Source organism: Paenibacillus sp. J22FR83 (genome assembly GCF_059691955.1).
In genome coordinates this window covers 37599-51651 of the sequence record NZ_JCAUAM010000026.1, presented here as the reverse complement: position 1 = coordinate 51651, position 14053 = coordinate 37599, and the positions used below count along the sequence as shown (strand labels likewise).

General features: G+C 47.3%; 15 protein-coding genes. All 15 read right to left on the bottom strand.

The annotated features are described in order from the left end of the window. Positions 1–72: 72 nt before the first annotated feature. The 15 genes from AC58PV_RS31860 to cobT all read right to left on the bottom strand — a co-directional run bounded on the left by AC58PV_RS31860 (position 73) and on the right by cobT (position 14040). The gene (locus AC58PV_RS31860; protein WP_497436978.1) at positions 73–303 is read right to left on the bottom strand and encodes a DUF7667 family protein; all 231 of its coding nucleotides are present in this window, start codon (positions 301–303) and stop codon (positions 73–75) included. A gap of 173 nt (positions 304–476) precedes the next feature. After that, positions 477–668 (bottom strand): hypothetical protein, encoded by a 192-nt coding sequence (locus tag AC58PV_RS31855; RefSeq protein WP_068666109.1) that lies wholly within the window; start codon positions 666–668, stop codon positions 477–479. A gap of 174 nt (positions 669–842) precedes the next feature. Continuing rightward, positions 843–2018, bottom strand: a complete 1176-nt coding sequence (locus AC58PV_RS31850) for a DNA sulfur modification protein DndB (protein ID WP_497436977.1) — start codon at positions 2016–2018, stop codon at positions 843–845. Beyond that, entirely contained in the window at positions 2018–3184 is a 1167-nt protein-coding gene (locus AC58PV_RS31845) for a DNA sulfur modification protein DndB (RefSeq protein WP_497436975.1), read from the bottom strand. Before AC58PV_RS31845 ends, AC58PV_RS31850 begins: the two co-directional genes overlap by 1 nt. Before the next feature lie 88 nt (positions 3185–3272). Next, positions 3273–4448, bottom strand: a complete 1176-nt coding sequence (locus AC58PV_RS31840) for an aminotransferase class I/II-fold pyridoxal phosphate-dependent enzyme (protein ID WP_497436974.1) — start codon at positions 4446–4448, stop codon at positions 3273–3275. Between the two features lie 31 nt (positions 4449–4479). Then, positions 4480–5580 (bottom strand): site-2 protease family protein, encoded by a 1101-nt coding sequence (locus AC58PV_RS31835; protein WP_497436973.1) that lies wholly within the window; start codon positions 5578–5580, stop codon positions 4480–4482. A gap of 7 nt (positions 5581–5587) precedes the next feature. Beyond that, on the bottom strand, positions 5588–5953 hold the full coding sequence (locus tag AC58PV_RS31830; RefSeq protein WP_497436972.1) for an arsenate reductase family protein: 366 nt from the start codon (positions 5951–5953) through the stop codon (positions 5588–5590). 127 nt (positions 5954–6080) lie between these two features. After that, a complete protein-coding gene (locus AC58PV_RS31825; RefSeq protein ID WP_497436970.1) occupies positions 6081–7022 on the bottom strand; it encodes an RluA family pseudouridine synthase in 942 nt (313 codons plus the stop codon). After that, positions 7019–7588 carry a cob(I)yrinic acid a,c-diamide adenosyltransferase gene (locus AC58PV_RS31820; protein WP_497436968.1) on the bottom strand — a complete coding sequence of 190 codons (570 nt, stop codon included), beginning with the start codon at positions 7586–7588 and terminating at the stop codon, positions 7019–7021. Before AC58PV_RS31820 ends, AC58PV_RS31825 begins: the two co-directional genes overlap by 4 nt. Further along, entirely contained in the window at positions 7585–9183 is a 1599-nt protein-coding gene (locus tag AC58PV_RS31815) for a cobyric acid synthase (protein ID WP_497436967.1), read from the bottom strand. Before AC58PV_RS31815 ends, AC58PV_RS31820 begins: the two co-directional genes overlap by 4 nt. Continuing rightward, entirely contained in the window at positions 9176–10282 is a 1107-nt protein-coding gene (gene cobD / locus AC58PV_RS31810) for a threonine-phosphate decarboxylase CobD (protein ID WP_497436966.1), read from the bottom strand. The genes AC58PV_RS31815 and cobD overlap by 8 nt, the downstream gene beginning before the upstream one ends. A gap of 38 nt (positions 10283–10320) precedes the next feature. Beyond that, a complete protein-coding gene (gene cobS, locus AC58PV_RS31805; protein ID WP_497436965.1) occupies positions 10321–11142 on the bottom strand; it encodes an adenosylcobinamide-GDP ribazoletransferase in 822 nt (273 codons plus the stop codon). Continuing rightward, the gene (cbiB, locus tag AC58PV_RS31800) at positions 11118–12119 is read right to left on the bottom strand and encodes an adenosylcobinamide-phosphate synthase CbiB (protein ID WP_497436963.1); all 1002 of its coding nucleotides are present in this window, start codon (positions 12117–12119) and stop codon (positions 11118–11120) included. Before cbiB ends, cobS begins: the two co-directional genes overlap by 25 nt. Positions 12120–12352: 233 nt before the next feature. After that, a complete protein-coding gene (cobU, locus tag AC58PV_RS31795) occupies positions 12353–12907 on the bottom strand; it encodes a bifunctional adenosylcobinamide kinase/adenosylcobinamide-phosphate guanylyltransferase (RefSeq protein WP_497436962.1) in 555 nt (184 codons plus the stop codon). 26 nt (positions 12908–12933) lie between these two features. Further along, a complete protein-coding gene (gene cobT, locus AC58PV_RS31790) occupies positions 12934–14040 on the bottom strand; it encodes a nicotinate-nucleotide--dimethylbenzimidazole phosphoribosyltransferase (RefSeq protein WP_497436961.1) in 1107 nt (368 codons plus the stop codon). Positions 14041–14053: the final 13 nt, after the last annotated feature.

Genomic DNA, 14053 nt, shown 5'->3' with positions numbered 1-14053 from the left:
TCCTTAGCTTTGAACTATCCTCATTATACCCCTCCACACTCATACAGAAAAGGAAAAAAGCACCGACGATAGTCAGTGCTTTGGTTCAATCTTTTCGATGCGTTCACAAATGTCATGCAACCACTCATAATCCCCTGTCAGAGAGGCACAGAGTGATAAATTTTCTAGTTTTAATCGATTCCATACATAAGTCGCGTTCGCTTCCATGCATAGCATTAATTCTTCTTGTTCGCCTCGAGTTAACTCTCTGGCTCTACGTAGTGTCCATAGTTCCGCCATACGTTGATGAACGGCTAACATCATTCTTAGCCCCCTGCTCGGTGGAGTCGCTTTCATTAGCTAGTATGGACAAAGATAGGAGACTCGAAACAGTATCCTACTCTATTTGTCGTCATGGCTATTGATGTGAAAAGGAAGAAAGCAAGAGAGCTTGTCCGCTCTCTTGCTATTTGAAATCTTTCAGTTGAGTACGATGATTAAGGAATGTGAACGACAGCAATTTTATCAACTGGGAAATAGAAGACAGTACCAGCGTTATTCGCGATAACAACATTACCATTTTGGATACCTAGAAATCTACCTGTATGATTGGGTGTAGTACCTGCATGAATAGTGATAACTGTTCCAAGACCAACATGAGCCAAAGTAGCATATACGGAGCAACTCATTGTGTTTTCCTCCCTTCAATCTTTATATGATATCTTATGCATGCTCCTTATTTTTGGTATAGACAAATGAATACTAGGGTGCGTATTTTTTAAGACTAGTGATCTAGCACACAATGAAAATAACCCCTTCCATCTCAATTCTCATTGAGATAGAAAGGGTTATTGGGCTTACAATTAAGCAGAGGATACTTCTTCAGAGTCGTTTGCAGAATCCGTGCCTTCTAAGAAGAATTGCACGAGTTTTGCATGTTTTTTCAACGATTTCTCGTGGATAAGGTTAATCTTTCCATTATCCAACGAGCCGAATACATAGATTAACTCTTCATTGTCATGGGACCAATCGAAGCCTTCTAGCAATTGTAGGGACTGCGTCCACTCATCGTTATATTCGCCATTAGGGAATAAGAAACGATTTGCATACAGCGCAATACTTTCCTGAATCACACGGTTCGCGGATGTATATTGGGCCAAACCTGGCTGCTCTGGCATCATCGGTAGAATTGTATTAAAGAATTGATGCAGTATTTCCACATACGTTGATGGATCATGTCGAATTTTACGTTGCAGCTCATAAGACGGCTGCATTCTGCCTGAGAAGAGCATCGTCGCCGTTGCATACAACCAGCTGAAACAAGTAAAGTTGCGGTTAAAAGAGGTCAAATTGCTGCGTCTCTCCACACCCGCTGCCTTCAGATACACATTGTGATCCACGACTTGTTGAATAACCAGGTTAAGCGGATCAATGGAATCAAAGGAATGTCCGAGTTCTTTACTAACCAACTGCACTTTGGAGTTGATGTCGCCAAATAACTGCTGCTCTTCTTCCTCCGTTAGGCCAATATAAATTTGCACAGCAAGCTGTGTTTCCATCAGGTCCAAACGTCTACCTTCAAGTTGATTAATCGTACCTTCTGTTTCTTCAACCTCTTGCTTAATCTCCGCATCATCACTAAACTTCCGTTGCTTAATCTTCAGCAGAGCCAGCTTCTTCTCAAAGCGTCGCACTTCTTTCTGCATTTGATCATTCACATAACCAAGTGCTAGAATCCGATGCTGCCCATCTAGAATCGACAGCTTCGAACCGTGACGCAGAAGGAATTCCTTCGCTCCTTTAGAAAGTTGATTCACCTCGCGAAGCGATAAAGTTACTGGTCCGAAGAACACATGGTCTAATTCGCGTTCTTGCAAATAAGTCGAAATCTTCCGGCGCTGCATATTACTCAGCTTCCGTTGAACCATGGGATCGATCATCGTATAGTTCAGCAGATCCTGAACGCGCAAAGCTACAGTCGCGAGACCGAACTTTTCGCAAAAAGGATGGATAGTCATTTTCAGGCGTAATCCTTCCATTAGCTCACGTCCTCCTTATTCGCAAAACTAGCTTTATAGTCTTCTGCATCACTGATTAAGAATGCGTTCTGATCTTGGTAGAAGCTCTTAATGTGATTATAAGCTTTCATGATACGTGTACGTCTTGGCAGACGATCCTTCTCTTCTCCAGCATAAATACTATTCCAGTTGACATGCGGTAATATTTTCAAGGCATGTTCAAGTGCATAACGATTAAAGCTGCCTGTTTTCGTTGCTTCTTCATGCATGAAGAGGGCTAACGCAATTTGGATATTCTCAGACCATACGATTTCACCTTTGGTCGGTGAAGGCAGGTGCGTCAATAATCCATTGAAATAGCCGCCTGCCAGCGAAATAAGCTCCTGTAAATCTTTATCCGCATATTGATAGTTGTTATTACGAGCAGCAGACTTCATGCGCCCTTCAAACAATCCTACTAGGATCTCAATCAATAAGTGGTAGGAGAACAAATACTCCGGCGATTTGCCGCGCTCTGAGAACATATCAACAGTTAGCTTTTGCATAGCAGGTGCTTTCGCTGCTAGTTCTGTAGCTGCCACATGGTAGAAGCGACGTTGATCACGAAGGACAGCCAAGTTGCCGCCAAGCTTACGAGGAAGCTTGTTAATATCAGAGAACAATTGACGTTCCTGGCGTGCGTTAATATCCAAATAGGTCATTGTTGAGATCGGGAAAGCATATAAACGGCGCAGTTTTTCTGTAATCTCATCCATTTTGTCATATTCGCGGCGATCTTTGGCACGTGCCATTTGACTTTGCAGTGTTTCCATAATCCGTTGGAAAGCTGCCAGGCGATGCTGACCATCAACGACATACAACTTCTCAATGGGTTGTAGCCGTAGAGCTTGGTGTTCCTCATCATAATGTCCTGCGCCTCTTGCTGAGAAAATGATGCCTGGGAAATAGATCGGCTGGCGATCTTCTAAATATAAATTCACATAGTCAATTAACTTCGAGAGGTTCCGTGGAATAATCGCACGTTGTACTTCTAAATCCACCTCAAAAATAGAAAATAATTTGCTAATAGGTAATGTAGCAGCGATAGTCGCTTGACCGAACGTCTGTCCTAAAATTCCGGGAATCTCTACGTACGATGACGGCTTCTGCTCAGCTAACAGTTCCGATAGTGAAGAAATGGCATCCATATACTTACCCCTTTCAACGTATAAATTTTCTTAATACTATACCTGAATATGTCTCTCATTCTCCTATTTTTACCAAAATCTCTAACTTTCATTCTAAGGTCCGAAGCCAATCTCCTATTCGCCTTGCTGCCTCAAGTAATCGAGCTTCTTCTTGCACTAAAGCAATACGAACAAATCCTTCACCTTCAGCTCCAAATGCATCGCCGGGAATGACGACAACGCCTGTCTGAAACAACATTTCCCGGGAAATTTGTCGAGATGTCCAGCCTTTCGGTATCTCCGCCCAAATAAACATCGTTGCTTTCGGTGGTGGAATGATCCACCCCGCATCATTTAATGCCGAAATAAATGAATTTCGCCTTTTCTCATACCTACTTGAGACAGAATGATCGCTTTCCATATCTTCTTCTAATGCTGCAATACCTGCTGCTTGTATAGCCCCGAATACACCATAATCAATATTTGATTTCAGTGTCTTAAGCGCCTTAACTGCATCCCCATGACCAGTTAGAAATGCGATACGACAGCCTGCCATATTGAAGCTTTTGGATAAAGAATGGAATTCAATAGCAACCTCCTTAGCACCTTCAATCTCCAAAATACTCATGGGCTTATAACCATCAAAAGCCATTTCGGAATAGGCAAGATCATGTACTACAAGCAAATCATGCTTCTTCGCATACGAGATCAAATACTCAAAGAATGCACGATCTGCAACAGCAGACAACGGATTGCTCGGATAGTTAAGCAAGATGAATTTCGCCTTAGCAGCCACGTCATCTGGAATGTCCTCTAGTTGGGGTAAAAAATGATTTGCTGCACGCAGCGGAAGTAAATAGGGTTCTACACCTGCCAAGACAAGACTTGCCGAATATATAGGATAACCTGGATCAGGGACAATGGCGATATCCCCAGGATCGCAGAGAGAAAGCGCTAAGTGAGCAAGCCCATCTTGTGAGCCCATTAACGTTAAAATTTCTGTTTCAGCGTTGAGCTGGACACCGAATCGATAGTCATACCATTTGGCTACCGCTTCCCGAAAGGCCAAACTTCCTTCCGATGTGGGGTAACCATAATGTGCAGGATTGCGAACCGCCTCCGCCATAGCTTCCAAAATTCGATTAGAGGGGGGCAGATCAGGACTTCCTATACCTAAATCTATGACGTCTACCCCTTGGTTCATAACCTCTCTCTTCCATTCCGCTACTTCCGAAAAAATAGCCGAGCCTAACTGTTGCAGCCGTTTGGATCCTTTAAATGTCATGAATAGCTTCCTCATTGTGTGAAATGTGTTGTTAGGAAATGATACCAACCTGATGAACGAGTCTTATCATATAGAGTAAAAATAAGATTAATACCAAATACGAGATCCCAAACTTCCAGCGGGTCTTAACGGGAACTTCGTAATAGCTTTCTTGCATCCCTAGCGGGGAATATTCGACTTGAACTTGAAGGCCCAGGTGCAAGCCGTCCTCTCTATTCATGCGTTCGGCCCTTACCAATTGCACTCTCTTCACAATCGCTTGAACAGGCAAGTAGGCGTGTCCTTCGAATCCAATTGCTGGCCAAGACATATGAATCGTTTGCCGGCCCGCACCTGGTCCCTGCAGTTCTGAATACGTGATGTAGTCCAAATCACGTGTATGGCTCTCTCCAGGAATCATATACCCTTGTTGCAGCAAATGGTTGGCTGGAAATTCGAATCGTGTAGCGACCGTTACCCGCTCTTCTTTATGACGATATCGTACATATTTCTTGTACAAATCCCATGCAAACATCGCCCAGATGAGTAAGAAAATAATTTTACTTGAGAAATAACTATCGAGATACACGATGAGAATGAGCCCACCAATTAAACCAACTAACCATAACCAGCGTGTTACGGCTGTTGCGATTCGTCCGCCGTCTAGAGGATTGATTGGCAATAAATTAATCAAATTAATAAAGAATGCTGCATAGGCTACGGAAACAATTACAGCAGAATCTAAATACACGCCTAAAATGAATGCGAACACTCCACCAATTGTGCCTATGATTGGCCCGCCGAAAGCAATAAAAGCTGATGTTACCGCATCTGTTGGATTTCTTTTCATCCCTGTCATAGCACCAATAAAGGGAATAAAGAGAATACCAGAAACGGGCAGCCCCTTCATCTTCGCTGCAAGCACATGACCTAACTCATGGATGAGGATCATAAGGACCAGACCAATCGCAAATGGTAATGGCGCCAAGTATGCGTAAGCCCAGATCGTAATGAACATGGAGATGACAGCGCCGCCAACTTTCCCAAACTTCAAAGCGGCAAGCAGCAGCTTGCCTTGTGATAAGAGAACAGCGATGAATCCGCCAATCGCTAGTGGTGACTTCTTGCGTGTTGGTTTCTGATTGTCTGCCACGTCCCTATCACCCTTTCGCCCAGACGTCCCCGAACACATCCTCTTTGAAACCAACAGTCACTTTATGTCCATCCGTAACAATAGGACGTTTAATTAATCGCCCATTCGAGGCAAGTAGATCCAGCATTTGTTCTTGCGACATACTAGGCAGTTTGTCTTTCAAATTCATCTCCTTGTAAACCTCACCAGATGTATTGAAAAACTTCTTAATTTCTAAGCCACTGAGCTGAAGCAAATCCGCTAGTTCCTTCGCTGAAGGCGGCGTTTCAAATAAAGCAATCTGCTCTGTAATATCAATGTTGTGTGCTTTCAACCACTTTACAGTACTCCGACATGTCCCACATTTATCGTAACCATACACTTTAACGCCCACGTTGTAATAACTCCTTTATGCCGTATGATGATCAAATAGAACTACTTAAAATTTTGGGCTAATTGCCAAGGAAAGTCAAGTAATTGCAAAGAAAAACCATCCATAAATTGGATTGGTTTTGGATTTTTTACCTTTTATCAGCTAACCAGTGCTGCAGTTCAGATAAATCAGCAGGTAAGGGTGCGTTAAATTCGGTCCATTCCTTGGTCCCTGGATGCACAAAGGCCAGTTTAAACGCGTGCAATGCTTGACGATGTAACCGACCGCTGGCTTCAAGTTCAGCCGCATGCGACTCGAACTGAGGCAGGGTGTACATCTTATCCCCCAACAGCGGATGGCCCAAATGGCGCATATGCACACGTATTTGATGCGTACGCCCGGTTTCCAGCCATATTCGAACGAGCGCTCCCTGCTCAAATTGCTTTACCACCTCGTAATGCGTCACCGCATGGTATCCATCGCTTCGTACGATACGTACATGAGGCTGCTCAGGGTCACGATCAATAGGCTCATTAATCGTCCCAGATGGCAAGGCTACCGTCCCCCAGACGAATGCGAGGTACTCTTTTTTCACGAGATGCTGAATCATTTGCTCGGAAATTTGCTGATGAACATAGGGGGTTTTGGCAATTGCTAGAACCCCCGAAGTTTCTTGATCCAGTCGATGCACCGGACGGAAGCGGCACGTAATCCCTGCTTGCTGCCAATGGTACACAACACCATTCGCAATGGTATTCATGAAATGACCATGCGTTGGATGGACGATGATCCCTGCATCCTTAGCGAGAATGAGCAAATGTTCATCCTCGTGAAGAATATGCAGTGGAAGATCTTGAGGCAGTATATCCTCTGATTGTTCTTCTTCCATCCGAATTTCGACACGGTCGCCAGCTTTTACTTTGATATTGATGTATTGCCTTTCCCCGTTCACCGTAATCCCACGCTCGGTAAGCTTGATGCGGGATAACAATTTCCGTGAGACCATCAATCTTTTTTGCAGCACCGTCTTGAGAATGAAGCCTTCTTCCTCTGACGGAACAATGTATACTAATGGTTCATAGTAGCTCATGATTTACGTTTAAACACCTCAGCACTGCGTATATATTCTACATCAGCAATTCCCTCACGGAAGTTCGCAGTGCGAGCAATTGTGAAGAAAAGGTCCGACAGCCGGTTCAAATATCGGCGAACTTCGGGATTGATTTCCTGCGTGCGTGCGAGTGTAACGACAAGACGTTCGGCTCTGCGGCACACCGTACGGCAAACATGCAATGTAGAAGATACCGTCCCGCCTCCAGGCAAAATAAAGCGCGTAATATCCGGCGTCTCTGCATCGTATTTATCAATCAAAGCTTCTAGCCCATCCACCATGTCTGCCGTTACTTTGTAGGGGCGCAAATCCTGCTTCAGAAGTGCAAGATCTCCACCGCAGTCAAACAATTCATGCTGAATCTGCAGCAAATCCGGCAATAAATCTGGGTATTTCTGCGGATCCATGAAGCTCATCGCTTGGCCTAGAAAACTATTCAACTCATCTGTCGTGCCATAGGCCTCGACGCGATCGTCATCTTTGTCCACACGACCACCAATCACTCCGGTTTGGCCAGCATCTCCAGTACGCGTATATATTTTCATCTCAGAATCCCTCCCGCCCTCGTAGAATGCTTTACTTCCATCATCTCATAAATTCGCTTCATATCCAAGTGAGCTCGTACATGCTCAGCTAATCGATCAAACGCAGCTTCTCGGCGCTCCTTATAACGAAGTCCTTGTGCAATTGGAGCTAAACCTTTAGCTAATCGAATTTTATTTAACCAAACTCTACGGAAATCATCATTATGCAAAATACCATGAATATACGTTCCCCACACACGCCCGTCTAGCGACGCTGCTCCGTCAGGATGCAGGGAAGTTCCAACAGATTCTCCTAAATCTGTGCTTAATTGAGGAGAGATTTGGAAAGGTGCTACGATTTCATGGATATAGTGCGTCCTGCCCATATGAATTTCATAACCTTCAATAACAGCGTTAGTTTCACCAAGTGTGCTGACACCTTGAACCCTTACTGTTCGTTTATCTGGTGTGAACACTGTTTCTGTCGGAAGCAGCCCTAAGCCTTCTAGCTCAGCATGTGTCGATTCGTACCCACCAGGATCTGAAAGTGTAACGCCAAGCATCTGATAACCCGCACAGATACCAACAATCCAACCTTTTTCCTCTTGAGCAAAAGAAATAAGCCTCTCAGCTAAGCCAGATTCCTTCAGGTAACATAAGTCTTCCATCGTATTCTTGCTCCCTGGAAGCAAAACAACGTCAGGCTTCCCCCAGTCAGATATCGAATCCATGTATCGGAAATGAACATCGTCTTCTTCTTGCAGCGGATCGAAATCCGTGAAGTTCGAAAGACGGGGCAAACGAATGACAGCAACGTCCAATTGATTAGCTTGTTTACCTTGGCTGTTCGGTGACCTTCTAGTTTGGGCACGTTTGGAATCGAGTGATGCCGAGTCTTCGTCCTCAATACCCAACTGCTGCAAGTAGGGAATGACGCCAAGAACAGGCTTCCCTGTCCGCTCTTCCAGCCAATCCAAACCTGGCTTCAAGAGACTGACATCGCCACGGAATTTATTAATAATGAATCCTTTTACGCGATCTCTTTCCTCTGGAGTCAAGATTTCAAGCGTACCTACAATCGAAGCAAAAACACCGCCACGATCAATATCGGCAACGAGCAGCACCGGTGAATCTGCCCAGCCAGCCAGACGCATATTGACGATGTCGCGATCCTTCAGATTGACCTCCGCTGGACTTCCCGCCCCTTCCAGAACGACAATGTCATGCTCGCTGCGCAGACGTTCTAAAGCATCTTTCACAATCGTTTCCGCTTGTGGCAAATAAGATTCCCTATACGTCCTTGCATCCAAATCTGCATACGGTTTACCATGAACAACAACTTGCGCAACCATGTCTTGCTTGGGCTTGAGCAGAATGGGATTCATATCCGTCGTCGCGACGATTCGGCAAGCATCTGCTTGCACGCCCTGTGCTCTGCCTATTTCTTTGCCATCGAAAGTAATGTAAGAATTGAGTGACATATTTTGCGATTTGAAGGGCGCTGTCTGCCAGCCGTCCCCTACGAAAATACGGCATAAAGCTGCCGTAAGAATACTTTTGCCCACATCGGAAGCTGTACCTTGAATCATGAGAACCGCTGACTGGGAATTACGCATGACCTCCACCCCCGCTCTTCCTTAAATCGTTCATCATTTGGCTTAAGGCTTGCACTAAACGCTCGTTGTCCTCGCGAAGCCGAATAGCTATACGACAATATCGTTCGTTCAGTCCTTCAAATAAGGATGCATCCCGAATCAGAATCCCTTGATGACCCATATAGTGTTGCGCCTGTTTAACCGTAATTCCGCTTGCGACGGGGAATAAAAACAGCAGGAAATTCACATCACTCGGAACTACTTCCAAGCCCAAATGTCGCAGCTGTTCCACCAACCAAGGCTTCTCAACACGCAACCATTCTCTCGTAGACTGCTCAAAACCGTGATCATCCAACACCGCAACCCCCATAAGCTGTGCGAGGTAATTCACACTCCACTGAACCTGCTGCTGGCGCAGTTGCTGGATGAGATCAGGATGAGCCACCATAAAGCCTAAACGAATGCCAGGAATGGAATAAAATTTCGTCATCGAACGGATCACGATCAGATTAGCGCTTGTTGATGCCAGCTTCAGAAGTGAATGTTCTGATTCCTGGGGAACAAAATCCATAAAAGCCTCATCCAGCACAAGCTTGCGCTGACTCTGCAGCAGATTGCTTAAGACGTTATGAGGAATTAGCTTGCCTGTCGGATTATTAGGATGCCCGAGGAAAAATAAATCGACATCTGGCAGCGCTGCTTCAACATCCGGCCATTGTAGTTCGAACAGATGCTGAGGGCTTAATGGGATGTTGGTTAGCCTTCCTCCCGTTTTGTGAACCGCTTCCTCGTACTCGCTAAAAGACGGCCTAGCAAGTCCAGTCCTACTTGGTTGTACTACACGGATGATCAAATCGATCAGCTCGGCAGCACCATTTCCTACTAAAATACTCTCAGGATCAATCTCGTATTTCTGAGCTAGCTTTCGGCGAAGCTCACGCACAGCAGGATCTGGATATTTGACGATATCTTGCCAGCTTGCTGCTAGAATTTCCTTTACTACCTCAGGTGGTCCAAGCGGATTCATATTTGAGCTGTAGTCCAGGAAGAGCTCCTTCGGCCGACCCCAAGCTTCCTCCGCTGACCAGAGATCCCCTCCGTGTCCATAACGCTCTAACATCAATCTCATTCCTTTCCTAAAAAGATGACAAACTCTCCCTAACTACCCAGGAAGATGATGACGGCTAGTAACAGCACACTCTCCAGGAGCTCATTTAAAGCACCGTATGTATCTCCTGTAAGTCCACCAAGCTTGGAGGAGATGTAAGCGGCAATTCCGCTTCCAACTAGCGTTGTGATAGTCATAAAGCCTAGAACCATGCTCCAGCTCGGTAGCGGAGTTAGGTTTGCAGTACTAATACAAAGCGTAGTTGTTAATAGGGCTACTACTAGGGATACTGTGACATGCTTGCTGTTAACGCCACGGAACAGACTTCCTAATCCCGAAGTCGGTCTTGCATAAGGCCACATTCGTATAGCTGCAACCATAAACCAACGACTCCAGATCGGCACGATCGCTATTAGAATAAGCAGACTTCCTTGTCCCCCTGCATGATTGGTATCCAGCATGGTATAGAGCAAGGAAAATTTTAACAATAAATGTAGAACACACACGATAACGCCCATCGCACCAACACGGCTATCCTTCATAATCTCAAGCATTTGCTCGCGTGGACGATGACTGAGAATGCCATCTGCGGTATCCATGAGACCATCTAGATGCAGTCCGCCTGTGAGCGTGACCCAGATCGTTAAGAGCAGGATGGCTGCCGGCATGCTTGGCAGCACGTGAGAGAGCCCTTCTCCAGCTAACAGGAGAAGCAGTCCGATCACGGAGCCAACCAATGGGTAAAATATAGAGCTGCGCTGAAACACACGCTCGGTATAATCAATCTGCACAGGAATCGGCAGACGCGTCAGGAATTGAAAGGCTGCCAGACAGGCTCGCAGCCAGTCTAATAAAGTATGAGTGCGACGCACAAGAGTCCTCCCATCACTACATAACTGGCGCCGTAGAGCATACTCACGGCGTTCACAATGTCTCGCTGCGTTCGCGGACGCAGCGGCCATCCCAGGCGGGCGCGCTCACTCGCCGCGCCGCCATAGACGTTCAGCCCGCCAAGCTCGATCCCGAGTGCTCCGGCTACCGCCGACTCCGGGATCCCGCTGTTCGGGCTGGGGTGTAGATGCGCGAAGCGGCGGATCGCCGCCGCCGCGCGCTTCGCTGAGAGGCCCGGCTTCGCCAGGGCCACGAGGATCAGCAGGATCCCGGTGATCCGCGCCGGGATCCAGTTCAGGGCGTCGTCCCAGCGGGCCGACGCGGTGCCGAAATGACGGTATCTGTCATTTCGGTACCCGACCATCGAATCCAGCGTATTCGATGCACGGTAGAGCATCGCCAGCGGCGCACCGCCGATGAGCGCATAGAACAAGGGCGCGATGACCGCGTCCACGATGTTCTCCGCGACCGTCTCCACGACGGCTCGCGTGAGCTCCTCCTCGTGGAGCGCATCCGTATCCCGGCCAACGATGTAGCCGGTATACTTGCGAGCATCCGCGAGATCGCCCTTGCGCAGCGGATTGTAAACCAAATACGCGGCGTCCTTTAGGCCTTTGATCGCAACTGTCGTGGAGATAAGCCAGGTTGAGACTGCATACCCTAGCCAAGGATGAATATCATTGGCGAAGTGTACGAGCACAAGTACCACACTAAAGCTCAGTGTGATTGTGGAAAGCGTAAGTATGACGCCTTTCATGCGCAACCGATTTCGATGCCGATCAACTAGGGCAGCCGTTGTCGCCATTTCCCTAGGATGCAGTCTATCTTCTACCCAACGGATCCAGCGTCCAATAAGTATGACGGGATGCGTGGGCCACTTCGGATCACCAATCAGCCAGTCTAGTGCTATTGCAGCAGCCGTCATCCAGACGATTTCCTGCCATGTATATATCCACATAAGAGCTTCACCATTCCGTACTTACTTGTCTTTGGGAGTAACTTCTCTCGAAGTCCTTCGAGGATGTGCGGCCACGTTTTAGATATCGTTTTTATCGCAACTCTAAAATCGGACTACTCACGCTTTTACGCACGAAATCCCCGATTTAGATCGGAAATATCGTACTACACTCACCACCAGTTTCTTGCACTCCCATCTATACGAAACCCAAACCACGCAAACATATCCATTCCTTACATATAAGCTCTGCTTTTTAATTCGATCGGGATACCGACCGTAACCAGGAAAACCTCCTGACATACTTCAGCGACACGTTGATTCATCCGTCCAGCCAAATCTCTGAATTGACGGCCAAGCGGATATTCCGGCACAATCCCGTCACCAACTTCATTCGTAACGAAGATGAGTTGTCCACAGTAGGAGGACACGACATTCACAAGCTCGTCAATTTGGTTGGATACGAGTTGAGGTGCATCGCTCTCCTGTTCATAGTAGAGCAGCCAGTTCGTCAGCCATAGGGTTAGGCAGTCGACTAACACCACTGCACCCTCGCTGCTTTCTTGAAGCTGCGTGAGACAGTCTTTCAGCGCATACGGCTCCTCTCGGGTTTCCCAAGGGAATCCCGATTGCAGCCTTTGCTGCTGGTGAAGCCCAACCCGCTCCCTCATTTCCTCATCGTAGATGTGGGAGGTCGCGATATAAATCCCCTGCTTGCCGCGATGCATCGCTAGCTTCTCTGCGAAGGAGCTCTTGCCGCTGCGCGCTCCGCCCGTTACCAGAACCGCCATCGCGTTCCCCTCCGTCTCTCTGTCTGTTACTCCCTCGAAACGCCTGCGCTTTCGAAGGTCGCCATTTCTTTCATGATCTTGCCTGCGGCATCGATCAAGTTGAACGCAAGCACAGCGCCTGTGCCTTCGCCAAGTCGCATATCCATTTGCAGCATCGCTGCGAGGCCAACCGACTCGAGCACCTTCTTGTGTCCCTGCTCCTGCGATAAGTGCGAGGCGAGCATGTAGGACGCGCTCAGCGGAGCTAATCGGCTCGCCACGAGCGCTGCGGTCGACGAGATGAAGCCGTCGACAACGACCGGGCAGCGATGCTTCGCTGCCCCCAGGATCACCCCAACAAGTCCGGCGATCTCCAATCCGCCGACCTTACTCAACACTTCAAGCGCATACTCACCGCTTGAGCCTTCTCCCGCACTTGCACTCGCACTCGCCCCCACTTTCACCCCACGCCCGTGCAACCCATTCACTCTTAGCGCTCTATTCACAACCGATTGCTTATGCAGCCAAGTCGCATCATCAATCCCCGTACCACGGCCTACAGCTAGGCCAGTATCTATGCCTGTCAACGCACACACAATCGCTGCGCTCGCCGTCGTATTGCCAATTCCCATTTCGCCCGTAGCGAAAAGCCGGTACCCTTTTGCCACCAAATCATCAACAATTTCACTGCCTGCTAGAATCGCTTGGGTCGTCTCTTCCAAGGTTAGAGCCGCTTCCTTTGCCATGTTGCGCGTGCCTTTTCTAACTTTGCGAGCAACGAGATTGGGATGCTCCAAATCAGCATTGACCCCCATATCCACACAAACCACATCGGCTCCGGCATGTCTAGCAAGGACATTAACTGCAGCACCGCCATACAAGAAATTGAGTACCATTTGCGGTGTCACAGCCGCTGGGAAGGCACTGATGCCTTCCTCACATACACCATGGTCACCAGCCATGACAATAACTGCTCTTTTTTCAAAAGCCGGTATCACTTCACCTGTAATCCCTGCGACTTGGCGAGCAATATCCTCAAGCTTTCCCAAGCTTCCTTGCGGTTTCGTCAATTGGTCCAAATGATCATTAGCTTGACGAGCAGACGCTTGATTAACGGGTTCAATCCTATCTATCAACTGTTGTAGAGTGTTCATTATCTCCATCCTC